This is a genomic window from Mycobacterium hainanense (genome assembly GCF_041890355.1).
GTDB lineage: Bacteria > Actinomycetota > Actinomycetes > Mycobacteriales > Mycobacteriaceae > Mycobacterium > Mycobacterium hainanense.
Map to the genome: position 1 here is coordinate 588,526 of NZ_CP169059.1, position 26,852 is coordinate 615,377.

Consider the following 26,852-nt stretch of genomic DNA (forward strand, 5'->3'; position numbering starts at 1 on the left):
CGCGGCGGCGCCGGGCGCGGCGGGTCGCCGCCATTGGGCTCTGCGGCGATCGCAAGCGCGGCGGCGCCGGGCGCGGCGGGTCGCCGCCATTGGGCTAGTTCAGCTCCCACACCGCGGTCACCGAGAAGCTCACCGTCTGCTGGCCGGGTTCCAGCGGGACAGCGCTGGGCATGGCCCTGGGCGGCGCGGGCGGCCCACCCGTCGTTGGTTCGGTCGCCTCCGAGATGGACAGCACCCTGCCCAGCCGGAGGCCGGACAGCTGGGCGTACTGCTCGGCGCGGTTCTTGGCGTCGTTGAACGCCCGCGTACGGGCATCCTTGACCAGCTGTGAGTCGTCGGCAATGGAGTAGCTCACCGATTTGATCCGGGTGGCGTCGCCACCGGTGCCGACGATGAGTGCCAGCATCCGTGACGCGGCGTCGGGCGGGTGGATTTTGACAGTGATGGCGTTGGTGGCGCGGTAGCCGGTGATGGCGGCGCTGCCGTTTGGCTCCGGGTTGTTGAACTGCGGCTGAAGCGTGACCTCGTTGGTGCTGATGTCCTTGCGGTCGAGGCCCGCACCCGCAAGCGCGTTGATGACCGCTTGCTGGCGGTCGTTGGTCTGGTTCATCGCCGAGGTCACATCGGGTGCGGTGAATTCGATACCCACGTCGGCGGTCAGGGTATCCGGAACGCCCTGGACTTGCCCCGATCCCACGACGGTGACCTGGCGAGGATTGACGCCGGGTGCGGGCGCCGAAGGCGCGGAGTCGCACGCTGACACCGTGGCGGTGGCTAACCCGGCGACGGCCAGGGTGATGCACTTGCGGGCAAATCTCGGGGCATTCCTTGCGACCGGCATGCTGGCACCCTAACCGTTGGCGCAGGCCGCGGCTACGGGTCGCCCGGTGTCGGGCGAGTCGCCCGATTCCTTGCGCGGATATTGCTGTCCGGCAATGGCATTGCTTGTAAACCGGAAGTTCGCCGGCGTTGCGCGCGGGCGGGCCGCGTGCTTGATCGCGCGGTGGGGCCGGCGGTCGTCTGCTTCCTTCGGCAAACATGTCTGGTTAATCTGGTAACCACATATAAGTACATATATGACTCCAAACATATTGGTTTTAAATGACTTTCATGCAGTACGCAAAAGTCCCAGCATTTCTGATCAGCTAAGTGAACAGTTATCGACTCAGTCATGAAATGGCCGGCCCAAGGCTGTCAATCCCTGGGCGCGATTCCCTAACGTGTCGAGGCGTCCGATTAGGTGCCCGACGGTTGGCGCTGAAAGTTGTTGATTACAGACTGATTTGAGGAGGGGATATGTCTTTCGTGCTTGCGCAGCCGGAAATGCTCGAGGCGGTCGCCGGGGAGCTGCATGGCATCAACGCTGCCGTGCGGCAGGGGAGTTCGGCCATGGCCGTACCGACGACCGAGGTGGTTCCCGCCGCCGCTGATCTGGTGTCGATACTGACCGCGGCGCAGTTCTCGTGGCATGCGCGGCTCTTCCAGGAGGTGAGCGCTGAGGCCGCGGCGGTTCGCGAACAACTGGCGACGACGCTCGGTATCAGCGCCGGTTCCTATGCCGCCACGGAGATCGCCAACACCGCCGCGGTCGGTTAGGCGGGAACGTAATGCTGGATTTCGCGCAGCTACCACCGGAGGTCAACTCCGCGCTGATGTACTCGGGACCTGGCTCGGGGCCGTTGGTAAGCGCCGCGGCGGCGTGGGACGGGCTGGCCGCCGAGCTGCACGCCGCGGCATCCGCCTATGGCTCGGTGATCGCGGGTCTCAGCGACGGGCCGTGGCAGGGGCCGGCAGCGGCCGCCATGCTGGCGGCGGCCGCGCCACAGGTGGCGTGGCTCCGCGGCACGGCCGGGCATGCGGAAGAGGCCGCGGCTCAAGCGATGGCGGCAGCGGGCGCCTACGAGTCGGCGTTCGCCGAGACGGTGCCGCCGCCGGTGATTGCGGCGAACCGCGCGCTGTTGATGGAGCTGCTGGCGACGAATGTCCTCGGTCAGAACACCGCGGCGATCGCGGCCGCCGAAGCACAATACGGCGAAATGTGGGCCCAGGACGCCGCCGCAATGTATGGCTATGCGGGCGCCTCCGCCGCCGCGGCGACCTTGCCGCCGCTCGAGCCGGCGGCCCCCACCACCAACCCGGCCGGGGTCGCGGGTCAGGCCGCGGCGGTGGCCCAAGCGGCCGCGAACAGCGGTTCGCCGGGACTGGAAGCGGTGCCGCAAACGCTGTCGTCGCTGGCCGGGTTGCCGAACAACCCCGCGGTTGCCAGTCCCACGTTTTTCCTGGGCGGAATCAGTCTGAACCCCGAAGGCGACGGGCTCGTCATCGGCGGCCCGCTGGGTGATTTGTTGGAGGGTCTGACCGGGTCGCAAACCTTGGATGCCAGCACGCCGTTCGACGCGTTCATCCGATTGATATCGCCGACAAGGCTTTTCACCACGGCGTTCAAGGACATTCAGGGGATCGCTCAGGGCATGATGCCCGCCGCGAAGTCCGCCACCGAGGGCGCCGCCAAGGCCGCCGAAGCGGCGCTGCCCGCCGCGGTATCGGGCGGCGCAGGACTGGGCTCGCTCGGCTCGATCGGCGGAGCCGTCGGTAAGGCGGCGTCGGTCGGGGGCTTGTCCGTGCCGGCAGGGTGGGCGAGCGCGACGCCCGTCCCCGCGCCGGTCACCGTGGCGCTCAACGGTTTCAGCACGGCGGGGGCCGTCGAACCTGCCACGAATGCGGTAGGCGGGGTGCCGATGACACCGCTTGGCGGGATGGGCCGCAGCGCAACGGGACAATTCGTCACCCCCCGATACGGGTTCAAGCCCACGGTGGTCGCTCAACCTCCCGCGGGCGGTTGAGAGTAGACCTTTGTCACCAGCCACTGACTATGGTGTTCCTGAGGTCGCCACCATGTATCTAGGGTGTGACGAGAACCTTGCAGTGTCGCTCGGGGTCGGCGAGGTCGTCGAAGGCCGTGCCGACCGCGTCCAGGCCGACCTCCCCGGTGATCAACGGGCTGACGTCGATGTCACCCTCGGCCAGCGCACGCAGCGAGTCGGTGAACTCCTCAGGGGTGTACGCGACCACGAACTGCATGTTGATCTCTTTGGCGATCGCGAAGAACGGATGCACCGTGTCTGGCTGCATGCAAACGCCGGCCACCACCAGGCGAGTCCCGTGCCGGGCCCGAAGCAGCACGTCGTCGATGATTCCCGGCACACCGACCGCCTCGAACACCACATGCGGCTTGACGGAGTCAAAAGGCGAGCCCTGCGCCGCGTCCAGCGTCCGATGGGCGCCCATCGCGGTGGCCAGTTCCCGCCGCTTCGGCGAAAAGTCGCATGCCACAATGCTTTCTACGCCGCGGGTACGCAGGGCCGCGATGATCGCGATGCCGATCGGGCCGCAGCCGATGACCAGGGCCGTCTCGCCGGGGGCGATGTCGGACTTGTTGACGGCGTGCAAGCCCACCGCCATGGGTTCGGTCAGCGCCGCATGTTTGACGTCCAGGCCGTTGGGGATGGGCAGCAGCAGCGGCGCCGACAGCAGCATGCGTTCGGCGTAGCCGCCGATGGTGTTGTTGCTGTAGATGATCGGCTCCGCCCCCGTGGCCGACATCAGCACCGGAAGCGAGGTGACCAGCGTGCCGGGCGGGTGGGTCTCGGTGCCGGGGCCCGCCTCGAGCACCTCAGCGCTGAACTCGTGTCCCATGAAAACGTCGTGATCGAGGTCCACGTGCATGCCGCCTCTACCGCCGGCCACCCGATCGCTCATCTCGAGCACCTGCGCGCCGTGAGCGGCGAAATGCAAGTCGGAGCCGCAGATCCCGCACGCCCGCACCCCGACGAGCACCTGCCCTGCCTCCGGCACGGGATCCGGCACATCATCCCGGTAGACCATCCGGCCGTTACGCAATACCGCGGCGCGCATCAGCTCTTCACCCCCTTCTGTTCGTCGACATGCTCGGAGATGGCCTTTACCACGGCCTCACCGGCTCGGCCGATCAGCTGATCGCGATTGCCCTTGGCCCAGTCATGCGACGAGCGCGAAGCTTCTAACTGACGCTTGAAATAGGGAATCACTTTGCGTGCCATCAGGTCATAGCAGTGATACGTCGCCTCTGGGGAGGCCCAGTCGTGACCCAGCATCAGCAACGTGCCGAAACCGCCGGAGCGCTCGAGCAGGTCCTCGATGTGGGCGATGGCGTCCTCGGGGGTGCCGATGCAGCAGTTGCCCTTTGCCGCGTAGTCCTCGACGAACTCGTGCGGTGATTGGGTGCCTTCGACGGAGTTGGCCAGCGGGACGAATCCGGCCGCGCCGAAGTAATTGGCGAAATCCTGCAACCCGTAAGTGCAGTCGTCGATCGCCTTCTCGCGACTGTCGGCGACGTGCATGATGCTCAGAACGCGCCAGTCGGCCCGATCCGGCTCGTCGCGGCCGACTTTGGCGGCCTGCTCGCGCACCACGTCCCAGGTGGTTTCCAGGGCGGCGAAGCCGCCCGGGACCGACATCGACAGCGACAGCAAGGACGTGCCCAATGCGCCCGCCAGCCGGGGGCCGGACGGCGAAATCATTGCTGCCGTGGAAATCTCGGGGTAGGGCCAGGTGTAGGGCCGGATGTGCAACTGCGCCTCGCGCAAGGTGAACCAGTCGGTGTGGCGGTCGATCCGCTCCGACGGGCCGGCCCGAAACAACGCGAGGATCGCCTCGAGCGACTCCTGCATCATGTGCCGTTGATCCACCGGGTCGATGCCCATCATGTAGGCGTCCGACGGCAGTGCGCCGGGGCCGGTGCCGAACATCACCCGGCCGCGGGTCAGGTGGTCGAGCAGCACCCACCGATCGGCCACCATGAGCGGATGGTGATACGGCAGCGAGACCACTCCGGTGCCGAGCCGGATGTGCTTCGTCCGCTCCGCGACGGCCGCGATGAACACCTCCGGGCAGGCGATCAGTTCGTAGCCGCCGGAGTGGTGTTCGCCGAACCACGCCTCGTCAAAGCCGAGCCGGTCCAGGGCGACGACGCGCTCCATGTCGTATTCCAAAGCTACCGTTGGCGATTGGCCGATCGGGTGAAACGGTGTGATGAAGACACCGAACCGCAGGGGGGCAGTCATCGCAGCTCCAATCCGTTGAGGAAGTCCAACAAAGCCGAGTTCACCTCGTCGGGTCGTTCCTGCTGCAGCCAGTGCCCCGCGCCGTCGAGCATGACCTGTTGGTAGGGGCCGGTGATCAATTCCGCCGCGCGGTCAGCGCGGGTGAACGTCAGCACCGGATCGGCGGTCCCGCCGATAAAGAGCGCGGGCACGGTGATTTTGGCGTCGGCCAGCTCCGGCGTGGTCTCCCAGTTGCGGTCGAAGTTGCGGTACCAGTTCAGGCCTCCGGTGAACCCGGTGCGGGAGAACTCGCTGATGTAGTGGTCGAGCTCGTCCTGGCTGAGCCAGTCCGGCAGCCGGTCGGGTTCGGGAAGGCGATCGATAAACCCCTCGTCACCGGGCGCCACCATGCGGGCCGCGGAGAGCGGGTCACCCGATGTGCGCAGGCCGCCCAGCATTCTGCGTATCGTGCGCGCGGGGTCGCCGTTGAGTTCCGCGTCGGCGACGCCAGGCTCCTGGAAGTAAAGGATGTAAAAGAACCTGTCGCCGAGCATCTTGCGCCACGCCCTCGTCGGCGCCACGTGTGAGCGGGGGACGGCCGGCACGCTGAGCGCGGCGACGGCCGCGACCCGATCCGGGTGCAGCAGCGGGGCATTCCAGACGACGGCGGCGCCCCAGTCGTGTCCGATCCATACGGCACGCTCGGCGCCGACGTCGTCGAGCAGGCCGACCAGGTCGGCCGTCAGATGGTGGATGTCGTAGGCCTCGATCGGTTCGGGGCGAGAGGAGCCGCCGTAGCCGCGCTGGTCGGGCGCCAGCACGTGGTAGCCGGCCTCGGCGAGGACCGGTATCTGGTGGCGCCACGAATAGGCCAATTCGGGAAAGCCGTGGGCCAAAATGACGACGGGCGCGCCGCGCTCTCCCGCCTCGACTACCCGTAGCTGTACACCGTTGGTTTCGACTAACCGTTCGGTTGATTTGGGCACCATGTCACCAAAGCACACCCCCTCCGGGGCTGAGAAGTATTCGCGCTGATTGCGAATAGCATTCCAATGGCTTTGGTCGCCTGGTAGATATCGCCGTGAAGCCTTCGGATTTCTTGGAAGTAGGGGGACGCGGCATGAGGCGGCTCGACCACGTCGTCCTCTGGACGAGTAATCCGCGGGCGTCGATGGATTTCTATACAAGGGTGGTCGGGTTGGCGCCGGTCCGATTTGCAGAGTTCGAGGCCGGCGACGCGCCGTTCCCGAGTGTTCGGGTGTGTGAGGACTCGATCATCGACCTGTCGCCGATTACCAATATCGCCGGCACCGAGGCGCTGACGCGGACGGACGGCAGCGCCGGGCACCCGGTGAACCACGTTTGCCTTGCGCTGTCGAAGTCCGAGTACGACGCATTGGATGAACGCCTGCGAGCGGAGGGAGTCGACACCGGGGCGCGGTTGGGCCCCAACTTCGGGGCGCAGGGCTGGGCGCCGCAGGCGTTCTATTTCGCCGATCCGGACGGCAACGTGATCGAGGCCCGCTATTACGAGTGAGGTGATCCCCGACGAGTGCGCCCGCCACCGAACGTCACGCTGGCGTGGCCGCCGCAGCCCACCGTTGCGCTGGCGTGACGCTCGGCGTGACCCCGAGGGAACCCTCGGTCGTTGTACCGACCAAACGGTGGCGACGCGGCCCGCGCGAGCGCGAGGTGCCCTCAGCACCCCGGCTCTGCCGGGGCTGGCGATCGCCACGGTGCCGATGGTGGCGACCCGCTGCACCCCGGCTCTGCCGGGGCTGGCGATCGCCACGAGCGGTAACCTGGACTTTTCCAGCTGCGTGTATCTCGGGAAGGACCTGGCCACCAAGGCCGATGATTGATGAACCGGAAAAACGTTATCCGCACCATCACGGCGATCGCCGTCGTGGTGCTGCTCGGTTGGTCGTTCTTCTATTTCAGCGACGACACCCGCGGCTATAAACCCGTCGACACGTCGGTGGCGGTGGCGCAGATCAACGGCGACAACGTCAAGAGCGCGCAGATCGACGACCGCGAACAGCAGGTGCGGTTGACCCTGAAGAAGGGCAACAACGACACCGACAACTCCGACAAGGTCATCACCAAATACCCGAGCGGGTACGCGGTCGACCTGTTCAACGCGCTGAGCGCCAAGAACGCGAAGGTCAGCACGGTCGTCAACCAGGGCAGCATCCTGGGCGAGCTGCTCGTTTACGTGTTGCCGCTGCTGTTGCTGGTGGGCCTGTTCGTGATGTTCTCCCGCATGCAGGGCGGCGCCCGGATGGGCTTCGGGTTCGGCAAGTCACGCGCCAAGCTGCTCAACAAGGACATGCCCAAGACGACGTTTGCCGACGTCGCGGGCGTCGACGAGGCGGTCGAAGAGCTCTACGAGATCAAGGACTTCCTGCAGAACCCCGGCCGTTATCAGGCACTGGGCGCCAAGATCCCCAAGGGCGTGCTGCTCTACGGCCCGCCGGGGACGGGCAAGACGCTGCTGGCGCGCGCGGTCGCCGGTGAGGCCGGCGTCCCGTTCTTCACCATCTCCGGCTCCGACTTCGTCGAGATGTTCGTCGGTGTCGGCGCATCACGGGTGCGCGACCTGTTCGAGCAGGCCAAGCAGAACAACCCCTGCATCATCTTCGTCGACGAGATCGACGCGGTGGGCCGCCAGCGCGGCGCCGGCCTCGGCGGCGGTCACGACGAACGCGAGCAGACGCTGAACCAGCTGCTCGTGGAGATGGACGGCTTCGACCCGCGCGCCGGTGTCATCCTCATCGCGGCCACCAACCGGCCCGACATCCTGGATCCGGCGCTGCTGCGGCCCGGCCGCTTCGACCGGCAGATACCGGTGTCCAACCCCGACCTGGCGGGCCGGCGGGCCGTCCTGCAGGTGCACTCCAAGGGCAAGCCCATCGCCCCGGACGCCGACCTCGACGGGCTGGCCAAGCGCACCGTCGGCATGACCGGCGCCGACCTGGCCAACGTCATCAACGAGGCCGCGCTGCTGACCGCCCGGGAGAACGGCACCGTCATCACCAGCGCCGCGCTCGAAGAGGCGGTGGACCGGGTGATCGGCGGCCCGCGCCGCAAAGGCCGCATCATCAGCGAGCAGGAAAAGAAGATCACCGCCTACCACGAGGGCGGGCACACCCTGGCGGCCTGGGCCATGCCGGACATCGAGCCGATCTACAAGGTGACCATCCTCGCGCGCGGGCGTACCGGCGGCCACGCGGTCGCGGTGCCCGAGGAAGACAAGGGCCTGCGAACCCGCTCGGAGATGATCGCGCAACTGGTGTTCGCGATGGGCGGGCGCGCCGCGGAGGAGCTGGTGTTCCGGGAGCCGACGACGGGCGCGGTGTCCGACATCGAGCAGGCCACCAAGGTGGCCCGCGCGATGGTCACCGAATTCGGGATGAGCTCCAAGCTGGGCGCGGTCAAGTACGGCACCGAACACGGCGACCCCTTCCTGGGCCGCACGATGGGGACGCAGGCCGACTACTCCCACGAGGTCGCCCGCGACATCGACGACGAGATCCGCAAGCTGATCGAGGCCGCTCACACCGAGGCGTGGGAGATCCTCACCGAATACCGCGACGTGCTCGACACATTGGCCGGCGAGCTGCTGGAAAAGGAAACGCTGCACCGCGCCGAGCTGGAGGGCATCTTCGCCGACGTCGAAAAGCGGCCTCGGCTCACCATGTTCGACGATTTCGGTGGCCGCATCCCGTCGGACAAGCCGCCGATCAAGACGCCCGGCGAGCTGGCGATGGAGCGCGGCGAGCCGTGGCCGCCGCCGGTCCCCGAGCCGGCGTTCAAGGCGGCCATCGCGCGGGCCAGCCAGGCGGCCGCGGGAGCGGACGCCGACCGAAACAGCAACGGCGGCAATGGTTCTCAGGGCTCTCAGGGCTCCGGTCAGCGTCCGGGAGCCCCGCACGCCCCCACGCAGCCGGACTATGGTGCGCCGGCGGGCTGGCACGCGCCTGGCTGGCCGCCCCAGGACCAGAATTACTGGTATCCGCCGCCGCAGGCCCCACAGCAGCCGTACTGGCCGCAGCCGGCGGGGCACTACCCGGGTTATCCCGGTCAGCAAGGACACTCGGGTCAGCAGGCCTACCCCGGTCAGCAGGGTCAGGCGCCGCCGCCCTACCCGCCCTACCCGCCCTACCCGCCCTACCCGCCGCCGAGTCTCCCCGACCCGGACGGTGCAAGGTCTCCCGACCAGCAGGACGACGACGTAAGCCGGTCCAACCCGCCGGCTCACGGCTGACGAACGGAGGATTCGATGGCAGTAACCGGTTTCGACCCGGACACCGCCACTGCATCGACTCGGGTGTTCGATCAGGAGCGCGCCGAGGCCGCGGTCCGGGAGTTGCTGTACGCCATCGGCGAGGACCCGGACCGGCACGGCCTGCGCGAGACGCCGGCTCGCGTCGCCCGCGCCTACCAAGAGATGTTCGCCGGCCTCTACACCGACCCCGACAGCGTGCTGAACACCATGTTCGACGAGGAACACGACGAACTGGTGCTGGTCAAGGAGATCCCGCTGTACTCGACCTGCGAGCACCATTTGGTGTCGTTCCATGGTGTCGCGCATGTCGGGTACATCCCCGGCGCCGACGGACGCGTCACCGGGCTGTCCAAGATCGCCCGCCTGGTCGACCTCTACGCCAAGCGCCCACAGGTGCAGGAAAGGCTGACCAGCCAAATCGCCGACGCGCTGATGAAGAAGCTCAACCCGCGCGGGGTGATCGTCGTCATCGAAGCCGAGCACCTGTGCATGGCGATGCGCGGCGTCCGCAAGCCCGGCGCCGTCACCACCACCTCGGCGGTGCGCGGGCAGTTCAAGTCCAACGCTGCTTCTCGAGCCGAAGCGCTCGACCTCATCTTGCGTAAGTGAGCCGGCGCCTGTGCGGGTGATGGGAGTCGTAAACGTCACTGACGACTCGTTCTCCGACGGCGGCCGCTATCTCGACACCGGCAACGCCGTTGCGCACGGGGTGACGCTGGCCGCCGAGGGTGCGGACATCGTCGACGTCGGCGGTGAGTCGACTCGGCCCGGCGCCACCCGGATCGACTCCCAGATCGAGACCTCTCGCGTGATCCCCGTCGTCAAAGAACTTGTGGCCGAGGGGATTACGGTAAGCATCGACACCATGCACGCCGACGTCGCGCGTGCGGCGCTGCAGAACGGCGCGCGGATCGTCAACGACGTGTCGGGTGGGCGCGCCGATCCCGCCATGGCGCCGCTGCTGGCCGAAGCCGGCGTGCCGTGGGTACTGATGCACTGGCGTTCGGTGTCCGCCGAGCGCCCGCACGCGGCCCCCCACTACGGCGACGTGGTGGCCGAAGTGCGCGACGAGCTGCTCACCAGCGTCGACGCCGCGGTGGCCGCGGGCGTCGACCCCGCCAAATTGGTGATCGACCCCGGACTCGGGTTCGCCAAGACGGCTCAACACAATTGGGCGCTGCTGCGGGCGTTGCCGCAGTTGGTGGCCACCGGAATCCCCGTCCTCCTGGGCGCATCGCGTAAGCGGTTCCTCGGTACGTTGTTAGCCGGGCCGGATGGCTCGCCGCGACCGCCCGCCGGCCGCGAGACGGCGACCGCGGTGATCTCCGCGCTGGCGGCGCTGTACGGGGCCTGGGGCGTTCGCGTGCACGACGTGCGGGCCACGGCCGACGCCCTCAAGGTGGTGGGGGCCTGGACACAGACCGAAACGCGGCAAACCGAGCTGGCTGGAGACGATGGCTGATCGAATCGAATTGCGGGGGTTGACGATTCGTGGGCGACACGGAGTTTTCGATCACGAGCGCGCCGACGGGCAGGACTTCGTCATCGACATGACGGTGTGGATCGACCTCGCGGAGGCCGCCGCCAGCGACGAGCTGGCCGACACCTACGACTACGCCCGCCTGGCCCAGCTGGCGGCCGACATCGTGGCCGGGCCGCCGCGCAACCTCATCGAAGCCGTCGGGGGTGATATCGCCGACCGGGTGATGCAAGACGAACGCGTGCATGCCGTCGAGGTCGTGGTGCACAAGCCGCAGGCCCCGATCCCGCATCAGTTCGCCGACGTCGCGGTGGTGGCACGGCGGTCGCGCCGCGGCGGCCGCGGCTCGGTGATCCCGGCGGAGCGGCGCCTATGACTTGGGTGGTCCTTTCCATCGGCTCCAACCTGGGCGACCGCCTCGCCCGGCTGCAGTCCGTCGTCGACGGGCTCGGCGAGACGGTGCTCGCGGTCTCCCCGGTCTACGAGACCGATCCCTGGGGCCGGGTCGACCAGGCGCCGTTTCTCAACGCGGTGCTGATCGCCAACGACCCGGCGTGCGACGGGCAGTGCTGGTTGCGCCGGGCCCAGGACTTCGAGCGGGCCGCGGGCCGCGTGCGCGGCGAGCGCTGGGGCCCGCGCACCCTCGACGTGGACCTGATCGCCTGCTACGGCGAGGCGGAGGTGATCTCCCGCGAGAACAACCTGACGTTGCCGCACCCCCTGGCCCACCTGCGGGCCTTCGTGATGATCCCCTGGCTCGCCATCGACCCCGACGCCCAATTGACCGTCGCCGGGGATACTCAGCCGGTCTCGGGTTTGCTCGCCCAGCTGGACCCCGTCGACCGGGAAAGCGTCCGGCTGACCGACCTGAAGTTGCACCGGGCGGGCGGCGCCGACGCCGACCGGAAACATCAAAGCTGATGGGCCCGACCAGGAAACGTGACCTCACGGCCGCGGTGGTCGCCGCCGCGGTGGTGGGCTATCTGCTGGTCAACGGCCTCTACCGGTGGTTTCCGCCGATAACGGTGTGGACCGGTCTGTCGCTGCTGGCGGTCGCGGTCGGCGAAGCCCTGTGGGCGCGCTACGTCCGGACGAAAATCAACGACGGCGAGATCGGCGCCGGCCCCGGCTGGTTGCACCCGCTGGCGGTGGCCCGCAGCCTGATGATCGCCAAGGCGTCGGCCTGGGTGGGGGCGCTGATGCTGGGGTGTTGGGTCGGGATCCTGGTGTATTTCCTGCCGCGACGGTCCTGGCTGCGGGCGGCCGCCGAAGACACGACCGGCACCGTGGTCGCGGCGGTCAGCGCGCTGGCGCTGCTTCTTGCCGCGCTGTGGCTGCAGCATTGCTGCAAGTCGCCGCCGGACCAGACCGAGCACGGCGAGGGCGCCGAAAACTAGTGCTGCTGTGACCGGGCCAACAACGGCGTGAGAATCGCCGGAGTAGGGCGACACGCGGATTGACCTCGCGCAGGTACAGTCAGGCCATGACCGTTCTGTCCCGCGGCGCCCGGGTTCGGCGCGGCGGCCGCAGGCCGGGGTGGGTGCTCTTGACCGCGTTGCTGGTCCTCGCGATGGGGGCCAGTTCCGCATTGGTTTTCACCAATCGGGTGGAACTCCTCAAGCTCGCTGTAATCCTGGCCCTGTGGGCCGCAGTCGCCGGCGCCTTCGTCTCGGTGCTGTACCGCCGCCAGAGCGACGCGGATCAATCCCGCGTCCGCGACCTGAAGCTGGTGTACGACTTGCAGCTGGATCGGGAGATCTCGGCCCGGCGCGAGTACGAGCTGACCGTCGAGTCCCAGCTGCGCCGCGAGCTGGCGTCCGAGCTGCGCGCACAAGCCGCCGACGACCTGGCCGAGCTGCGCGCGGAGTTGAGCGCGCTGCGGACCAGCCTGGAAATCCTGTTCGACACCGACCTCGCCCAGCGGCCGGCCCTGGAGACGCCCGAAACGGAGGCGGCACCCGAGCGCGCGTACAGCGAGTGGGACCGCAACGGCGAAACTCCGCGTGACGCGCCCTACGACTGGGTCGCCAGCGACCGGGTCACCTCCGTCGCCCAGGACAACCCACCGGCCCGCGCCGACGAGACGGCGATCATCGACGTGCCCGAGGAACCGTTGTTGCCGCCCCGTCAGCCGCAGAGCCAGCCGCAGCCCCGCCGTGAGCGCACCCCCTACCAGTACCAACCGCCGCAGGAGCCCCCGCCGCCGCAACCCTTCCCCGACGCCGCACCGCCTGAGCCCGAGCCGCGCTTGCAACCACGTCAGCCGCCGCCGTCGGCGCCACAGCCGGAGACCCAGCCGCAGGGTTGGCAGCAGCCGGCGGGCGCGTCCGGGCTGTGGTTGCCGCCCGGCGCGCCGGGCAGCAACTGGGCCGGTGCCGACCAGTCCGCCACGCCGGGCGAGCAGACGTCGGGCCGACGGCGCCGCGCCCGCCACTCCGAACCGGGCGAGACGTGGGCCGCCCCCCGCGACGAGCCGGCGCCCACGCCGCCGTTCGGCGAGCCGGGTCCCCGAGCGCGGTCGCGCCACTCCGCCGAGTACCGCGACTACGGCGCCGGCACCTTCGCGCCGGAACCCCCGAGCGAGCCGACCTTCGCGTCCGGCCCGAGTCCCGCCGCGGCCACGCCCCCTGCGCCATCGCCGCCGCAGTCGCCGTCGCCCCACACCGAAGCGGAGCCACCACCGCCGCGGCTCGCCCCGCCGCCACCGCCGGACCAAGCGCCCCGGCACGGCGGCGCGGACCCGCTGGTGCAGGGTTCCGACGGCCCGGGTGAAGGCCCCACGACGGGCGGTCAGTCGGTTGCCGAGCTGCTGGCGCGGCTGCAGGTGCAGCCGTCCGAGGGCGGCCGGCGTCGGCGCCGCGACGGCTGAGCTGGGAGCTTCCTCACAGCGGGCCTGCATTGGTCGCGGCCCGCCGATCGACTACAGTTTAAGTGACCGAACGGTACCCACGAGGTGGGACCGGAACGAACGAAAGAAATCTGTGAGGTCGTCTGCGATGGTGCAGTTCGACGGTTTGCGCCCGGCCAGGCTCAAGGTCGGAGTCATTTCGGCCGGCCGGGTGGGCACCGCGCTCGGTGTCGTGCTGGAGCGCGCCGACCACGTCGTGGTCGCGTGCAGCGCCATCTCCCACGCGTCGCGCCAGCGGGCGCAGCGTCGGCTGCCCGACACCCCGGTGGTGCCGCCGCCGGACGTGGCCGCCGCCGCCGAGCTGCTGTTGCTGGCCGTTCCCGACAGCGAGCTGGCCGGCCTGGTGTCCGGCTTGGCCGCGACGTCGTCGGTGCGGCCGGGCACGATCGTCGCCCACACCTCCGGCGCCAACGGGGTCGGCATTCTCGCGCCGCTGACCCAGGACGGCTGCATCCCGCTGGCGATTCACCCGGCGATGACATTCACCGGCTCCGATGAGGACATCAACCGGCTGCCGGACACCTGCTTCGGCATCACCGCCGCCGACGAGGTGGGGTACGCGATCGGGCAGTCGCTCGTCCTCGAGATGGGCGGCGAGCCGTTCTCCGTGCCTGAGGAAATGCGGGTGCTCTACCACGCCGCGCTGGCGCACGCGAGCAACCATCTGGTGACGGTGCTCGCCGACGCGCTGGAGGCGCTGCGGGCCGCGCTGAGCGGCAGCGAACTGCTCGGGCAACAGTCCGTCGACGACCAGCCGGGCGGCATCGCCGAACGCATCGTCGGGCCGCTGGCGCGGGCGGCGCTGGAGAACACCCTGCAACGCGGGCAGGCGGCGCTCACCGGCCCGGTGGCCCGCGGTGACGCGGCCGCGGTCGCCGGGCACCTGGCGGCGCTGAATGGGGTCGACCCCGAGCTGGCGCAGGCGTACCGGGTGAACGCCCTGCGAACCGCCCGCCGCGCCCATGCTCCCGCCGACGTCCTGCAGGTGCTGGCGCGATGAGACCGGGCAAACCACCCGCCTTCAAGGCCGGCGAACTCAACCTCTACTCGCGGCGGCGCGACGTCGCGGACGTCTCCCGCGCGCTGCGCCATACCGGCCGCCGCGTCATGCTGGTGCCCACCATGGGCGCGCTGCACGACGGCCACCTCGCCCTGGTGCGCGCCGCCAAGCGGGTGCCCGGGTCGGTGGTCGCGGTGTCGATCTTCGTCAACCCCCTCCAGTTCGGCGCCGGGGAAGACCTTGACGCCTACCCCCGGACCCTCGACGACGACGTGGCGCTGCTGCGTGGCGAGGGCGTGGAAATCGTGTTCGCGCCGACGGCCGCGGAGATGTACCCCGACGGCCTGCGCACCACCGTGCAGCCAGGTCCGCTGGCCGCCGACCTTGAGGGCGGCCAGCGACCGACCCACTTCGCCGGCGTGCTGACTGTCGTGTGCAAGCTGCTGCAGATCGTGCGCCCGGACCGGGTGTTCTTCGGCGAGAAGGACTATCAGCAGCTGGTGCTTATCCGGCAGATGGTCGCCGACCTGAACATCGACGTCACCGTGGTGGGCGTGCCCACTATCCGCGAGGCGGACGGCCTGGCCATGTCGTCGCGCAACCGCTACCTCGATCCGGCGCAACGCGAGGTGGCCGTGGCGGTGTCGGCGGCGTTGACGGCGGGAGCGCACGCCGCGGATGCCGGGCCGCAGGCCGCGCTGGACGCGGCGCGCGCGGTGCTCGAGGCGGTGCCCGAGCTCACGGTCGACTACCTCGAGTTGCGCGATCCGGAGCTGGGGCCGTTGCGGGCCAACCGGTCCGGCCGGCTGCTCGTGGCCGTCCGGCTGGGCAGCACCCGGCTGCTGGACAACATCGCGATCGAGATCGAAACTTCGCCGGCACCCGTGGGGCCGGACGGAAATCGGGACCCCCGTGAATCATCTTGGAGGAATTGATGTTACGGACCATGCTCAAGTCGAAGATCCACCGCGCCACCGTGACGCAGGCCGATCTGCACTACGTCGGCTCGGTGACCATCGACGCCGATCTGATGGAAGCCGCTGACCTGCTGGAGGGCGAGCAGGTGACCATCGTGGACATCGACAACGGCGCCCGCCTGGTCACCTACGCGATCACCGGCGAGCGCGGCAGTGGAGTGATCGGGATCAACGGCGCGGCTGCCCATCTCGTGCACCCGGGTGATCTGGTGATCCTGATCGCGTACGGGACGATGGAAGACGCCGAGGCGCGGTCCTACCAGCCGCGGATCGTGTTCGTCGATGCCGACAACAAGCCGATCGACCTGGGCCACGATCCGGCATTCGTTCCCGCGGACGCCGCCGAGCTCCTCGACCCCCGAATCACTGTGCGGTAGTCGTGCTCCTGGCGATCGACGTTCGTAACACCCACACCGTCGTGGGGCTGATCTCCGGATCCAAAGAGCACGCAAAGGTCGTGCAGCAGTGGCGGATTCGGACCGAGTCCGAGATCACTGCGGACGAGCTGGCCCTGACCATCGACGGTCTGATCGGAGACGACTCGGAGCAGCTCACCGGCGCGGCCGCGCTGTCCACCGTCCCGTCGGTGCTGCACGAGGTGCGGATCATGCTGGACCAGTACTGGCCGTCGGTGCCGCACGTGCTGATCGAGCCTGGCGTGCGCACCGGCATCCCGCTGCTGGTCGACAACCCGAAAGAAGTGGGCGCCGACCGAATCGTCAACTGCCTGGCGGCCTTTCACCGGTTCCAAAGCGCGGCGATCGTCATCGACTTCGGTTCCTCGATCTGTGTGGACGTCGTCTCGGCCAAGGGCGAATTCCTCGGCGGCGCGATCGCGCCCGGCGTGCAGGTTTCCTCGGATGCGGCCGCGGCCCGCTCCGCCGCGCTGCGCCGGGTGGAGCTGTCCCGCCCCCGTTCGGTGGTCGGCAAGAACACCGTCGAATGCATGCAGTCCGGAGCGGTCTTCGGCTTCGCCGGGCTGGTCGACGGCCTGGTCGGACGGATCCGCGAGGACGTCGAGGGCTTTGCCGGCGACGACGTGGCGGTGGTGGCGACCGGGCATACGGCACCGCTGCTGCTGCCCGAACTGCACACCCCCAGCCATTACGACCAGCATCTGACCCTGCACGGCCTGCGGCTGGTCTTCGAACGCAACCGGGACGCCCAGCGCGGCCGGTTGAAGACCGCGCGCTGACACGTAAAACCCGCGTCGACTGTGCGCCCTCGCGCAAAGCCCTGAGCGCACGCTGATGCCATGACCGCCGGCCATACCAGGTCATTTAAGCTGGCACGTCGTGAGTGACGCCAGCGAGGATGCAGCCGCAGACCTGCCCGAGCAGTTCCGGATCCGCCGGGACAAGCGCGCTCGCTTGTTGGCCGAGGGCCATGATCCCTATCCGGTCGCCATCGAACGCACCCACACCCTCGCGCAGGTGCGCGCGGACCACCCCGACCTGCCGGTCGACACCGCGACCGACGACGTCGTCGGCGTCGCCGGCCGGGTGATCTTCGCGCGCAACTCGGGGAAATTGTGCTTCGCGACACTCCAGGAGGGTGACGGCACCACGCTCCAGGTGATGCTCAGCCTCGACAAGGTGGGCGCCGAATCGCTGGACGCGTGGAAGGCCGACGTCGACCTCGGCGACATCGTCTACGTGCACGGCAACGTGATCAGCTCACGGCGCGGCGAATTGTCCGTGCTCGCCGATTCCTGGCGGATGGCGGCAAAGTCGCTGCGGCCGCTGCCCGTGGCCCACAAGGAGATGAGCGAAGAGGCGCGGGTGCGGCAGCGCTACGTCGACCTGATCGTCCGCCCCCAGGCCCGCACGGTGGCGCGGCAACGAATCGCCGTGGTCCGCGCGATCCGCAACTCGCTCGAACGCCGCGGGTTTCTCGAAGTCGAAACGCCTATGTTGCAGACGCTGGCGGGCGGGGCGGCGGCGCGGCCGTTCGTGACGCATTCCAATGCGCTGGACATCGATCTGTACCTGCGGATCGCGCCGGAACTGTTCCTCAAGCGCTGCATCGTCGGTGGTTTCGACAAGGTCTTCGAAGTAAATCGAGTGTTCCGAAACGAAGGCGCGGATTCGACGCATTCTCCGGAATTTTCCATGCTCGAGACCTACCAGGCCTACGGAACCTATGACGATTCGGCAGTCGTGACGCGTGAGCTTATTCAAGAGGTCGCTGATGAGGCGATCGGAACCAGACAACTACCGCTGCCCGACGGCAGTGTCTACGACATAGACGGAGAATGGGCGTCGATTCAAATGTACCCGTCGCTGTCCGCGGCGCTCGGCGAGGAGATCACCCCCGAGACGCCGGTGGAGCGGCTGTGGGCCATCGCGGATCGGCTGAAGGTCGAGATTCCACGCGACCGCGGCTACGGGCACGGCAAGCTCGTCGAGGAACTGTGGGAGCACACGGTCGGAAACACGCTGACGGCGCCCACCTTCGTGCGGGACTTTCCAGTGGAGACAACGCCTTTGACGCGTCAGCACCGCAGCATCCCGGGAGTGACCGAGAAGTGGGACCTCTACGTGCGAGGGGTGGAATTGGCCACCGGGTATTCCGAGTTGAACGACCCCATCGTTCAGCGGGAAAGATTCGCCGCCCAAGCCCGCGCGGCGGCGGCGGGCGACGACGAGGCCATGGTGCTCGACGAAGACTTTCTTGCCGCCCTCGAGTATGCGATGCCGCCGTGCACCGGAACGGGAATGGGTATCGATCGGTTGTTGATGACTTTGACTGGACTGTCAATTCGCGAGACAGTTTTGTTCCCGATTGTTCGGCCGCACTCCACTTGAAAAACGCAACTGTGCGCCTTGCGGCCAGATTGAGTATGCTGCCTTGTTATGGCAGATTGGTGGCCCGGGGAGGCTCGCCCAAACTGCTCAGCAACTGCTCAGGACGAAATGCGAGGATAAGCTAATGGCGAAAAAAGTGACCGTCACCTTGGTCGATGATTTCGACGGTGCCGGCGCAGCCGACGAAACGGTCGAATTCGGCCTTGACGGAGTGACCTATGAGATTGACCTTTCATCCAAGAATGCCGCAAAACTCCGCAACGACCTGAAGCAGTGGGTGGAAGCCGGTCGCCGCGTCGGCGGTCGGCGGCGTGGGCGGTCCGGCTCCGGTCGCGGCCGCGGCGCGATCGATCGCGAGCAGAGCGCGGCGATCCGCGAATGGGCCCGCCGCAACGGCCACAACGTCTCGACCCGCGGCCGCATCCCGGCTGACGTCATCGACGCTTTCCACGCGGCGACCTGACGAACTTCCGACCGGCGCCCCGGGCCAGCAGCGGCCCGGGGCGCCGGTTTGTCATTTCGCTGGCGGCGAAAGAATCGGCCAAGGATTAAGGAAACGAATCGGCACCCGGCCACGTTGGTTCGGTTACGGCACTGTGATGACAGGGGAAATCGCCCGATATGGGCCCGCGGGTCTTGAACCGCAAGGAACCACAAGGTTATGCCCCCTGGCAGGCCGACCATTACAGTGGATGGCAGGTATGAGATTCCGGCCCCAACGGGGACCGGTGGGCCATACAGAGGCCAAGTACCGATGGTGAGGGAGAGCAGGTAGCAGGCGATGTTTGAACGATTTACCGACCGTGCCCGCAGGGTCGTCGTCCTGGCGCAGGAAGAGGCCCGGATGCTCAACCACAACTACATCGGCACCGAGCACATCCTGTTGGGTCTGATTCACGAGGGCGAGGGCGTCGCCGCGAAGTCGCTGGAGTCGCTGGGGATCTCGCTGGAGGGCGTTCGCAGCCAGGTCGAGGAGATCATCGGCCAGGGCCAGCAGGCGCCGTCGGGGCACATCCCGTTCACCCCGCGCGCGAAGAAGGTTCTCGAGCTGAGCCTGCGCGAGGCGCTGCAGCTCGGCCACAACTACATCGGTACCGAGCACATCCTGCTCGGACTCATCCGCGAGGGTGAGGGCGTCGCCGCCCAGGTGTTGGTGAAGCTGGGCGCCGAGCTGACGCGGGTGCGCCAGCAGGTCATCCAGCTGCTGAGCGGCTACCAGGGCAAGGAGGCCGCGGAGGCCGGGACCGGTGGCCGCGGCGGCGAGTCCGGCAGCCCGTCGACCTCGTTGGTGCTCGACCAGTTCGGGCGCAACCTGACGGCCGCCGCGATGGAGGGCAAGCTCGACCCGGTCATCGGCCGCGAGAAGGAAATCGAGCGCGTCATGCAGGTGCTGAGCCGGCGCACCAAGAACAACCCGGTGCTGATCGGCGAGCCGGGTGTCGGCAAGACGGCCGTCGTCGAGGGCCTGGCCCAGGCCATCGTGCACGGCCAGGTTCCCGAGACGCTGAAGGACAAGCAGCTCTACACCCTGGACCTGGGTTCCTTGGTGGCGGGCTCGCGCTACCGCGGTGACTTCGAAGAACGCCTGAAGAAGGTGCTCAAGGAGATCAACACCCGCGGCGACATCATCCTGTTCATCGACGAGCTGCACACCCTGGTGGGTGCCGGCGCGGCCGAGGGCGCGATCGACGCCGCGTCGATCCTGAAGCCCAAGCTGGCCCGCGGTGAGTTGCAGACCATCGGCGCCACCACGCTCGACGAGTACCGCAAGTACATCGAGAAGGACGCCGCGCTGGAGCGCCGCTTCCAGCCGGTGCAGGTGGGGGAGCCGACGGTGGAACACACCATCGAGATCCTCAAGGGGCTGCGCGACCGTTACGAGGCGCACCACCGGGTGTCGATCACCGACTCCGCGCTGGTGGCCGCCGCGACTCTGGCCGACCGTTACATCAACGACCGGTTCCTGCCGGACAAGGCGATCGACCTGATCGACGAGGCGGGCGCGCGGATGCGGATCCGCCGGATGACCGCGCCGCCAGACCTGCGCGAGTTCGACGAGAAGATCGCCGACGCGCGGCGGGAGAAGGAATCGGCGATCGACGCCCAGGACTTCGAGAAGGCGGCCAGCCTGCGCGACCGGGAGAAGCAACTGGTCGCTCAGCGGGCCGAGCGGGAAAAGCAATGGCGCTCGGGCGATCTCGACGTGGTCGCCGAGGTCGACGACGAGCAGATCGCCGAGGTGCTGGGCAACTGGACCGGCATCCCGGTGTTCAAGCTCACCGAGGCCGAAACCACCCGCCTGCTGCGCATGGAGGACGAGCTGCACAAGCGGATCATCGGCCAGGAGGACGCCGTCAAGGCCGTCAGCAAGGCGATCCGCCGCACGCGCGCCGGGTTGAAGGACCCCAAGCGCCCGTCGGGTTCGTTCATCTTCGCCGGCCCATCCGGTGTCGGTAAGACCGAGCTGTCCAAGGCGCTGGCCAACTTCCTGTTCGGCGACGACGACGCGCTCATCCAGATCGACATGGGCGAGTTCCACGACCGGTTCACCGCGTCGCGGCTGTTCGGAGCCCCGCCGGGATACGTCGGCTACGAAGAGGGTGGCCAGCTCACCGAGAAGGTGCGACGCAAGCCATTCTCCGTGGTGTTGTTCGACGAGATCGAGAAGGCGCACCAAGAGATCTACAACAGCCTGTTGCAGGTCCTCGAGGACGGCCGGCTCACCGACGGTCAGGGCCGCACGGTCGACTTCAAGAACACCGTGCTGATCTTCACCTCGAACCTCGGTACGTCCGACATCAGCAAGCCGGTCGGCCTGGGCTTCACCCAGGGTGGCGGTGAGAACAACTACGAGCGGATGAAGCAGAAGGTCAACGACGAGCTGAAGAAGCACTTCCGCCCGGAGTTCCTCAACCGCATCGACGACATCATCGTCTTCCACCAGCTGACCAAGGACGAGATCATCCGGATGGTCGACCTCATGATCGGCCGGGTCGCCGGCCAGCTGAAGGCCAAGGACATGGCTCTGGAGCTGACCGACAAGGCCAAGGCCTTGCTGGCCAAGCGGGGCTTCGACCCGGTGCTGGGTGCTCGCCCGTTGCGGCGCACCATCCAGCGCGAGATCGAGGACCAGCTGTCCGAGAAGATCCTCTTCGAAGAGGTCGGTCCTGGACAGGTCGTCACGGTCGACGTCGACAACTGGGACGGCGAGAGTGCCGGCGAGGACGCGGTGTTCACCTTCACCGGGACCCGCAAGCCGCCGGCCGAACCGGACCTGGCGAAGGCCGGAGCGCACGCGGCGCCGGACACGCCCTAGCACGAGAGCAGACGGGCGGTTAATCCCTGACGGGATTAACCGCCCGTTTCGCATGTGAGGGGTTCGCCCGTGCTGATCGTCACCACCGACGACCTGCCCGAGTGGAAGATCCAACGCCGGGTTCGAGGCGATGTTCGGCGGCGAGCCGGCAGGCATGACCGAGATCTTGGCGGAGGGCCGCGACGGCTCCCCGCCGCCGCAGCATTGACCGCCGGTTTACACTGAGACTCGTCCTGACGGGCAACGGAATCTGGTGTAATTCCAGAACGGTCGCGCCACTGTCGAAAGTCAGACCCAAGGCCCGTCGTCACCAGCGGGGACGCGGATATCCCCGGAAGGAGTCGATCGTGCCGAACGTTGAGACGACCCGCACCCGAGCGGTAGATCTGTCGGCGACCAGCGCCGCGATCTGGTTGGCGGCGACCGCCTTCTTGGCTCTGTTGGCGCTGTACTTCGTCGGCGTGGACCAGGGCGCGGTGTCGCTGTTCGGCAGCGACTCGCACGTGCACGAGTTCGTGCACGACGCACGGCACCTGCTCGGCTTCCCCTGCCACTGATCGCGTGGAGAGGCGTCTGATCGGACGCGGCTTGCTGGCCGGTGCAATCGGCGCGGTGCTGGCGTTCGCCTTCGCCCGCCTGTGCGCGGAGCCGGTGATCGGCCGCGCGATCGCCTTCGAGGAGGGCCGGACCGACGCGGAGAACGCCCATGGTGTGCACGAGCACGGCGCCGAGCTGTTCAGCCGCGGGGTGCAGTCAAACGCCGGGTTGGGGTTCGGTTTGCTCATTTTCGGTGTCGCGATGGGCGCACTGTTCAGCGTGCTGTTCTGTGTAGTCGCCGCGCGTGTGACAAGCGTTGGGCCGCGCGCGCTTTCGCTGATCTTGGCTGCGGGGGCCTTCGTCGCGCTGTACCTGGTGCCGTTCGTGAAATATCCGCCGAACCCACCGGCGGTGGGGCAGGCGGACACGATCGGGGTGCGTACCGGCTGGTACCTGGTCATGGTGCTGGCCTCGGTGGTGCTGACCATCGCGGCCGGGTGGCTGGCGCGGTCGCTGACGGCCCGCCTCGGTGCGTGGAACGGGCGGCTGCTCGCCGCGGGCGGCTACGTCGCGGCGGTCGCGGTGCTGGCGGTGTTGCTGCCGGACGTGGACGAGACCCCCGGGCCGCTGCGTGACGCGTCGGGCGTGATCATCTATCCGGGCTTTCCGGCCGACGTCCTCTACGACTTCAGGCTGCTGTCGTTGGCCGCGCAGTTGGTGCTGTGGGCGACCATCGGCGTGCTGTTCGCGACGCTCGCGGGGCGGTTGCTCGAGGAGCGCGCGCCGAGCATCAGCGCGTGACCGCTGTCCTGCGGCTGACGATGGTGTCGCACGCGATGACCGACGCCATGGCTTGCGCGCGATTTCCGCTCGACGAACCGCTCAGCGACGTCGGACGTGGGCAGGTGGAAAAGGTTGGCTTCAAACGCAATAAGCACCTCACCGCACCCGAGCGGCGCGCATGTGAAACCGCGGATCTGCTCGGCCTGGCGGCCAGCGTCGAGCCGAGGCTGGCCGACATCGATTGCGGAACATGGCGCGGGCAAGCGGTGGAGACGATCGACCCGCGGGACCTCGAGGCGTGGCTGACCGATCCTGCCAGGGCGCCCCACGGGGGTGAGTCGATCGTCGCCCTGATCGAACGGGTGGCGCGATGGCTGCGGTCGGTGAACCGGCCGACCGTGGCGGTGACGCATCCCGCCGTCATCCGGGCGGCGATCCTGCTCGCCCTGGCGGCACCGCCGGAATCGTTCTGGCGCATCGACATTGCGCCGGTCAGTCATACCGTCATGCACCTGCGCGACGGCCGTTGGACGCTGCGGCTCTGAGATTCTCCGCGTCGAACTGCCGGACGCGGATCGTGCTTTCGAGACTTGTCGTACCGCGCTGCGATGATGGGGTCATGTCTTCGGCAGCATCTTTTGGCTCTGTGGCGGTGAGCCCCAAAGAGCGTTTGGAGGTGGTGTTTGAGGAGTTGGCGGAGTTGGCCGGTCAGCGCAATGCCATTGATGGGCGCATCGTGGACCTGGTCGCCGAGATCGAGCGTGATGAGCTGTGCGGCATGACCGGCGCGCGCTCGGTCGCGGCGTTGGTGGCCTGGAAGCTGGGTTTGTCGTCGACCACCGCGCACACGATTGCCACCGTTGCGCGCCGGGTCGAGGAGTTCCCGCGCTGTGCCCAAGGGATGCGGGAGGGGCGGCTGTCGCTGGATCAGGTCGGTATCATCGCCGCACGTGCCGGTGAGGGCTCTGACGCGCACTATGCGCAGTTGGCGCAGGTGGCCACGGTCAATCAGCTGCGCACCGCGGTCAAGTTGGAACCGCGACCTGAACCCCAGTCCCGGCCGCAGCCGCACCCCTCGATCACCAAGACCTGTGATGAGGACTTCACCTATTGGCGGATCGCGCTTTCCCACTTAGACGCCGCCAAATTCGATGCCGCCTTAGGGTCTCATCGGGACGCGCTGATCGCCGAGTGGAAACATGACCGCGCCGACGGTGGGTCAGCCAGCGCGCCGCCGCTGCCGGGCACCCTCGAGGCCTTCCTGCGCCTGGTCGAGACCGGCTGGGACGCCGAGGCGGCCCGCCGCCCGCACGGACAGCACACCACCGTGGTGGTGCATCTCGATGTCGCCCAGCGCACGGCCGCGCTGCACCTGGGTCCGCTGCTGACCGACGCCGAACGCCGCTACCTGACCTGCGATGCCACCTGTGAGGTGTGGTTCCACCGCGACGGCCAGCCTATTGGCGCCGGCCGAACCACCCGCCTGATCGGCCGACGCCTGCGCCGCGCACTCGAACACCGCGACCACACGTGCGCGGTGCCCGGCTGTGGTGCCACCCGCGGTCTGCACGCCCACCACATCCGACACTGGGAAGACGGCGGTGCCACCGAGTTGGCCAACCTCGTGCTGGTCTGCCCGTATCACCACCGGCTGCACCACTCCGGCGGCATCACCATCACCGGGCCCGCCGACGCCCTGACCGTCACCGACAGCGCCGGCCGCACACTGAGCGCGGGATCGCTGGCGCGCCCACCCACCCAACCGCCGCCCACCGTCCCCCCGTGCCCGGGACCCCTCGGCGAACGCGCCGACTGGTGGTGGTACGACCCCTTCCAACCCCAACCACCACCGTCCACGAACTAGTTCGCCCACCGGGCCGGCCGCTATCGGCCACAGCGCCCGGTCGCACTTCGACGTCGAGGATGGCGTCCCGGTAGCCCACTTATGGAGGGTGACGATCAGCGCGGTGCGATCAGCGCGAACGCCTGCTTGGCCACCTGCAACATCCACCCGGTCACGTTGGGCCCGTGGTCGCGTGGCCAGTTGAGCTGAAAGCTGACCACGTACGGCTGCTGCGTCTTGTCGACGGCGTACCAGCTGAAGGTCAGATCACCGGGCAGGCCACCGGCTTTCGCGCCGATGTAGGGCCAAACGTTGCGGTCCAACTGGATGCCTGACACCGCGGAGAGGATCTGCCTGACGGGTGCGGCCGCGCCAACGGCGTCGGCCTGCAGGGCGGCATGGATGCGGCAGATGTCCTCCGCGTTGCCATACCACTCCGCACCGTAGGACGACGCCGGCGTGTGGGCACGGGTCGGATCCGGTTCGTAGGGAGTCGCATTCGCCTGGGCAAGCAGCTGGGCGCGGACTTCCGGAGACCCGTGTTGCCATTGGGTGCGCAGGTCCGGCTTGCCCCATCCGACCGAGAACAGCTCGTACATTGTCGGGAACGGCGTCATGCTGGCCGGATCGTGGTGGCCCGCCGTGACGAGCGCCTGTTCGATCGCGTGGGTGCCCAACTTTCCGATCAGCAGGTCGGTGGCCATGTTGTCACTGGTCGCGATCATCTTCTCGGCGGCCGTTCGGACCGAAACCTGCGCCCCGGCGGGCAAGGCCAAACCGGACGAACCCACCGCGCGGCTCTTGTCGGTGACGGTCAGCTGATCGTCCCAGGACACCGTTCCGTCCTTGATTGCGCCCGCGAGCGCGTGCAGCACGTACAACTTGAAAATCGAAGCCAGCGGCAAGGATTCGGCGGCATTGGTAGCTGCCACGGGGTCGCAGCGCCCGTTGTCGACCTTGGCGACCTGATAGGAATAGCGGGCCCCGGTGTTGCTCAACACCGCATCGATGTCATGCCACGAATCGATCTTCGGCGTCTGCGTCTCGAGGTCGAACCGATCTACCCATCCGCCGTCGTCGGTGTGGATCCGGATGTCTTGGCGCGCACCGTAGGAGGACGTCAGGTGCAAGGTGGCGACGCTGGCCCGCAGATCCACGCCGTCGAGGGCGAACGGGCGGTCCCACCACAGGCCCTCCATCGTGGTTTGCACCGACTTGACCATGTCGGGCGCGGCCAGCGTGCCGACGCCGACCGGGCCGATGGGCCAGTCGGAATTGAGCATGTCCAGCGTCTGCTGAGCCCGGATCCCGGGCGGCGTCCGGACGTCGATCTGCCGTCCGGGATTGGCCGCGTTCGCCTGCGGTGAGGGGGAGGTCGAACAACCGGGCGCGAACGTGACTACCAGTGCGGCGGCGGCACTCAACGCCACCGCGCGGCGTCGGGCCGAGAACCCGCTAGCCACCCTGCTTGTTGCCGGCAACGTCCATCACAACCTCGAATTCCAGCAGCGACGCCCCGGTCGCCACCGGGTTGGCCCGCTCGCCCGCGTGCGCCTGGATGGCGGGCCCTTGCGCCCACGCCTGAAACGCCTCTTCGGACTCCCACTGCGTGACGACGAAATAGCGGTTCTCGCCCTTGATCGGGCGCAGCAGCTGAAACCCGAGAAAGCCGGGCTGGTTGTCGACCGCGTGCGCCCGGTGGGCGAACCGCTTCTCCAGCTCGGGGCCGGCGTCGGCGGGTACTTCGATTGCGTTGATCTTCACCACTGGCGACATGCCGCTAGGCTACCCCTTCGCCCGACCTGTCCAACTGCAGGGCGGGACACGCAGGA

Annotated in this window: 27 protein-coding genes; 21 read left to right on the top strand and 6 right to left on the bottom strand. The window is 68.1% G+C overall.

The window, feature by feature from the left end; translation table 11 throughout:
* Window positions 1–94 precede the first annotated feature (94 nt).
* Window positions 95–841, bottom strand: coding sequence for an SIMPL domain-containing protein (locus tag ACEL92_RS02700; protein ID WP_374024123.1), 747 nt, complete (start codon window positions 839–841; stop codon window positions 95–97).
* Window positions 842–1,296: 455 nt separating this feature from the next.
* Here ACEL92_RS02700 and ACEL92_RS02705 point away from each other — a divergent pair, with 455 nt between their 5' ends.
* Window positions 1,297–1,596: a PE family protein gene (locus ACEL92_RS02705; protein ID WP_374024124.1), complete on the top strand. Its 300-nt coding sequence runs from the start codon at window positions 1,297–1,299 to the stop codon at window positions 1,594–1,596.
* 11 nt (window positions 1,597–1,607) lie between these two features.
* A complete protein-coding gene (locus ACEL92_RS02710) occupies window positions 1,608–2,843 on the top strand; it encodes a PPE family protein (RefSeq protein ID WP_374024125.1) in 1,236 nt (411 codons plus the stop codon).
* 58 nt (window positions 2,844–2,901) lie between these two features.
* Here the strand turns inward: ACEL92_RS02710 and ACEL92_RS02715 are convergent, their stop codons facing one another.
* Genes ACEL92_RS02715 through ACEL92_RS02725 form a run of 3 tightly spaced genes read right to left on the bottom strand, consistent with a single transcriptional unit; the run spans window position 2,902 to window position 6,067 of the window.
* Entirely contained in the window at window positions 2,902–3,915 is a 1,014-nt protein-coding gene (locus ACEL92_RS02715) for a zinc-binding dehydrogenase (protein WP_374024126.1), read from the bottom strand.
* Window positions 3,915–5,102 (bottom strand): LLM class flavin-dependent oxidoreductase, encoded by a 1,188-nt coding sequence (locus tag ACEL92_RS02720; RefSeq protein WP_374024127.1) that lies wholly within the window; start codon window positions 5,100–5,102, stop codon window positions 3,915–3,917. The genes ACEL92_RS02715 and ACEL92_RS02720 overlap by 1 nt, the downstream gene beginning before the upstream one ends.
* Window positions 5,099–6,067: an alpha/beta fold hydrolase gene (locus ACEL92_RS02725; RefSeq protein WP_374026057.1), complete on the bottom strand. Its 969-nt coding sequence runs from the start codon at window positions 6,065–6,067 to the stop codon at window positions 5,099–5,101. The genes ACEL92_RS02720 and ACEL92_RS02725 overlap by 4 nt, the downstream gene beginning before the upstream one ends.
* Window positions 6,068–6,201: 134 nt before the next feature.
* Here ACEL92_RS02725 and ACEL92_RS02730 point away from each other — a divergent pair, with 134 nt between their 5' ends.
* The 19 genes from ACEL92_RS02730 (at window position 6,202) to ACEL92_RS02820 (ending at window position 25,041) form a co-directional block, all read left to right on the top strand.
* A complete protein-coding gene (locus tag ACEL92_RS02730) occupies window positions 6,202–6,618 on the top strand; it encodes a VOC family protein (RefSeq protein ID WP_374024128.1) in 417 nt (138 codons plus the stop codon).
* A 324-nt stretch (window positions 6,619–6,942) separates the two neighbouring features.
* Window positions 6,943–9,348 carry an ATP-dependent zinc metalloprotease FtsH gene (gene ftsH, locus ACEL92_RS02735; protein WP_374024129.1) on the top strand — a complete coding sequence of 802 codons (2,406 nt, stop codon included), beginning with the start codon at window positions 6,943–6,945 and terminating at the stop codon, window positions 9,346–9,348.
* 15 nt (window positions 9,349–9,363) lie between these two features.
* Window positions 9,364–9,978 carry a GTP cyclohydrolase I FolE gene (folE, locus tag ACEL92_RS02740; protein WP_374024130.1) on the top strand — a complete coding sequence of 205 codons (615 nt, stop codon included), beginning with the start codon at window positions 9,364–9,366 and terminating at the stop codon, window positions 9,976–9,978.
* Window positions 9,979–9,997: 19 nt separating this feature from the next.
* Entirely contained in the window at window positions 9,998–10,831 is an 834-nt protein-coding gene (gene folP, locus ACEL92_RS02745) for a dihydropteroate synthase (protein WP_374024131.1), read from the top strand.
* Window positions 10,824–11,225: a dihydroneopterin aldolase gene (gene folB, locus ACEL92_RS02750; RefSeq protein WP_374024132.1), complete on the top strand. Its 402-nt coding sequence runs from the start codon at window positions 10,824–10,826 to the stop codon at window positions 11,223–11,225. Before folP ends, folB begins: the two co-directional genes overlap by 8 nt.
* The gene (folK, locus tag ACEL92_RS02755) at window positions 11,222–11,770 is read left to right on the top strand and encodes a 2-amino-4-hydroxy-6-hydroxymethyldihydropteridine diphosphokinase (RefSeq protein ID WP_374024133.1); all 549 of its coding nucleotides are present in this window, start codon (window positions 11,222–11,224) and stop codon (window positions 11,768–11,770) included. The genes folB and folK overlap by 4 nt, the downstream gene beginning before the upstream one ends.
* Window positions 11,770–12,246: a DUF3180 domain-containing protein gene (locus ACEL92_RS02760; protein ID WP_374024134.1), complete on the top strand. Its 477-nt coding sequence runs from the start codon at window positions 11,770–11,772 to the stop codon at window positions 12,244–12,246. Before folK ends, ACEL92_RS02760 begins: the two co-directional genes overlap by 1 nt.
* A gap of 86 nt (window positions 12,247–12,332) precedes the next feature.
* Window positions 12,333–13,718 (top strand): DUF6779 domain-containing protein, encoded by a 1,386-nt coding sequence (locus ACEL92_RS02765; protein ID WP_374024135.1) that lies wholly within the window; start codon window positions 12,333–12,335, stop codon window positions 13,716–13,718.
* A 127-nt stretch (window positions 13,719–13,845) separates the two neighbouring features.
* Window positions 13,846–14,757 (top strand): Rossmann-like and DUF2520 domain-containing protein, encoded by a 912-nt coding sequence (locus ACEL92_RS02770; RefSeq protein WP_374026058.1) that lies wholly within the window; start codon window positions 13,846–13,848, stop codon window positions 14,755–14,757.
* Window positions 14,754–15,692, top strand: coding sequence for a pantoate--beta-alanine ligase (gene panC / locus ACEL92_RS02775; RefSeq protein WP_374024136.1), 939 nt, complete (start codon window positions 14,754–14,756; stop codon window positions 15,690–15,692). The genes ACEL92_RS02770 and panC overlap by 4 nt, the downstream gene beginning before the upstream one ends.
* Window positions 15,692–16,111, top strand: coding sequence for an aspartate 1-decarboxylase (panD, locus tag ACEL92_RS02780; RefSeq protein ID WP_374024137.1), 420 nt, complete (start codon window positions 15,692–15,694; stop codon window positions 16,109–16,111). The genes panC and panD overlap by 1 nt, the downstream gene beginning before the upstream one ends.
* Window positions 16,112–16,113: 2 nt before the next feature.
* On the top strand, window positions 16,114–16,929 hold the full coding sequence (locus ACEL92_RS02785; protein ID WP_374024138.1) for a type III pantothenate kinase: 816 nt from the start codon (window positions 16,114–16,116) through the stop codon (window positions 16,927–16,929).
* 100 nt (window positions 16,930–17,029) lie between these two features.
* Window positions 17,030–18,541 (top strand): lysine--tRNA ligase, encoded by a 1,512-nt coding sequence (gene lysS, locus ACEL92_RS02790; RefSeq protein WP_374024139.1) that lies wholly within the window; start codon window positions 17,030–17,032, stop codon window positions 18,539–18,541.
* A 124-nt stretch (window positions 18,542–18,665) separates the two neighbouring features.
* Window positions 18,666–19,004, top strand: coding sequence for a histone-like nucleoid-structuring protein Lsr2 (lsr2, locus tag ACEL92_RS02795; RefSeq protein WP_003875617.1), 339 nt, complete (start codon window positions 18,666–18,668; stop codon window positions 19,002–19,004).
* 318 nt (window positions 19,005–19,322) lie between these two features.
* Complete coding sequence (gene clpC1, locus ACEL92_RS02800; RefSeq protein ID WP_374024140.1) at window positions 19,323–21,857, top strand: ATP-dependent protease ATP-binding subunit ClpC; 2,535 nt, start codon at window positions 19,323–19,325, stop codon at window positions 21,855–21,857.
* A 347-nt stretch (window positions 21,858–22,204) separates the two neighbouring features.
* Window positions 22,205–22,414 carry a CbtB-domain containing protein gene (locus tag ACEL92_RS02805; protein ID WP_374024141.1) on the top strand — a complete coding sequence of 70 codons (210 nt, stop codon included), beginning with the start codon at window positions 22,205–22,207 and terminating at the stop codon, window positions 22,412–22,414.
* A 4-nt stretch (window positions 22,415–22,418) separates the two neighbouring features.
* A complete protein-coding gene (locus tag ACEL92_RS02810; RefSeq protein WP_374024142.1) occupies window positions 22,419–23,195 on the top strand; it encodes a CbtA family protein in 777 nt (258 codons plus the stop codon).
* On the top strand, window positions 23,192–23,722 hold the full coding sequence (locus tag ACEL92_RS02815) for a histidine phosphatase family protein (protein WP_374024143.1): 531 nt from the start codon (window positions 23,192–23,194) through the stop codon (window positions 23,720–23,722). Before ACEL92_RS02810 ends, ACEL92_RS02815 begins: the two co-directional genes overlap by 4 nt.
* A 74-nt stretch (window positions 23,723–23,796) precedes the next feature.
* Window positions 23,797–25,041: an HNH endonuclease signature motif containing protein gene (locus ACEL92_RS02820; protein WP_374024144.1), complete on the top strand. Its 1,245-nt coding sequence runs from the start codon at window positions 23,797–23,799 to the stop codon at window positions 25,039–25,041.
* 95 nt (window positions 25,042–25,136) lie between these two features.
* Here ACEL92_RS02820 and ACEL92_RS02825 read toward each other — a convergent pair whose 3' ends face one another.
* The gene (locus ACEL92_RS02825; protein WP_374024145.1) at window positions 25,137–26,501 is read right to left on the bottom strand and encodes a serine hydrolase; all 1,365 of its coding nucleotides are present in this window, start codon (window positions 26,499–26,501) and stop codon (window positions 25,137–25,139) included.
* Window positions 26,476–26,796 carry a mycobilin-forming heme oxygenase MhuD gene (gene mhuD / locus ACEL92_RS02830; RefSeq protein ID WP_067282414.1) on the bottom strand — a complete coding sequence of 107 codons (321 nt, stop codon included), beginning with the start codon at window positions 26,794–26,796 and terminating at the stop codon, window positions 26,476–26,478. The genes ACEL92_RS02825 and mhuD overlap by 26 nt, the downstream gene beginning before the upstream one ends.
* Window positions 26,797–26,852: the final 56 nt, after the last annotated feature.

What these genes read in the sequence shown, in the direction of transcription:
- ACEL92_RS02770 (WP_374026058.1), top strand. Translation starts at nt 13,846, where the DNA reads ATGGTGCAGTTCGACGGTTTGCGCCCGGCCAGGCTCAAGGTCGGAGTC.
- ACEL92_RS02765 (WP_374024135.1), top strand. Translation starts at nt 12,333, where the DNA reads ATGACCGTTCTGTCCCGCGGCGCCCGGGTTCGGCGCGGCGGCCGCAGG.
- folK (WP_374024133.1), top strand. Translation starts at nt 11,222, where the DNA reads ATGACTTGGGTGGTCCTTTCCATCGGCTCCAACCTGGGCGACCGCCTC.
- ACEL92_RS02760 (WP_374024134.1), top strand. Translation starts at nt 11,770, where the DNA reads ATGGGCCCGACCAGGAAACGTGACCTCACGGCCGCGGTGGTCGCCGCC.
- folB (WP_374024132.1), top strand. Translation starts at nt 10,824, where the DNA reads ATGGCTGATCGAATCGAATTGCGGGGGTTGACGATTCGTGGGCGACAC.
- folE (WP_374024130.1), top strand. Translation starts at nt 9,364, where the DNA reads ATGGCAGTAACCGGTTTCGACCCGGACACCGCCACTGCATCGACTCGG.
- ACEL92_RS02700 (WP_374024123.1), bottom strand. Translation starts at nt 841, where the DNA reads ATGCCGGTCGCAAGGAATGCCCCGAGATTTGCCCGCAAGTGCATCACC.
- ACEL92_RS02715 (WP_374024126.1), bottom strand. Translation starts at nt 3,915, where the DNA reads ATGCGCGCCGCGGTATTGCGTAACGGCCGGATGGTCTACCGGGATGAT.
- clpC1 (WP_374024140.1), top strand. Translation starts at nt 19,323, where the DNA reads ATGTTTGAACGATTTACCGACCGTGCCCGCAGGGTCGTCGTCCTGGCG.
- ACEL92_RS02730 (WP_374024128.1), top strand. Translation starts at nt 6,202, where the DNA reads ATGAGGCGGCTCGACCACGTCGTCCTCTGGACGAGTAATCCGCGGGCG.
- ftsH (WP_374024129.1), top strand. Translation starts at nt 6,943, where the DNA reads ATGAACCGGAAAAACGTTATCCGCACCATCACGGCGATCGCCGTCGTG.
- ACEL92_RS02705 (WP_374024124.1), top strand. Translation starts at nt 1,297, where the DNA reads ATGTCTTTCGTGCTTGCGCAGCCGGAAATGCTCGAGGCGGTCGCCGGG.
- ACEL92_RS02720 (WP_374024127.1), bottom strand. Translation starts at nt 5,102, where the DNA reads ATGACTGCCCCCCTGCGGTTCGGTGTCTTCATCACACCGTTTCACCCG.
- folP (WP_374024131.1), top strand. Translation starts at nt 9,998, where the DNA reads ATGGGAGTCGTAAACGTCACTGACGACTCGTTCTCCGACGGCGGCCGC.
- mhuD (WP_067282414.1), bottom strand. Translation starts at nt 26,796, where the DNA reads ATGTCGCCAGTGGTGAAGATCAACGCAATCGAAGTACCCGCCGACGCC.
- panD (WP_374024137.1), top strand. Translation starts at nt 15,692, where the DNA reads ATGTTACGGACCATGCTCAAGTCGAAGATCCACCGCGCCACCGTGACG.
- lsr2 (WP_003875617.1), top strand. Translation starts at nt 18,666, where the DNA reads ATGGCGAAAAAAGTGACCGTCACCTTGGTCGATGATTTCGACGGTGCC.
- panC (WP_374024136.1), top strand. Translation starts at nt 14,754, where the DNA reads ATGAGACCGGGCAAACCACCCGCCTTCAAGGCCGGCGAACTCAACCTC.
- ACEL92_RS02820 (WP_374024144.1), top strand. Translation starts at nt 23,797, where the DNA reads ATGTCTTCGGCAGCATCTTTTGGCTCTGTGGCGGTGAGCCCCAAAGAG.
- ACEL92_RS02710 (WP_374024125.1), top strand. Translation starts at nt 1,608, where the DNA reads ATGCTGGATTTCGCGCAGCTACCACCGGAGGTCAACTCCGCGCTGATG.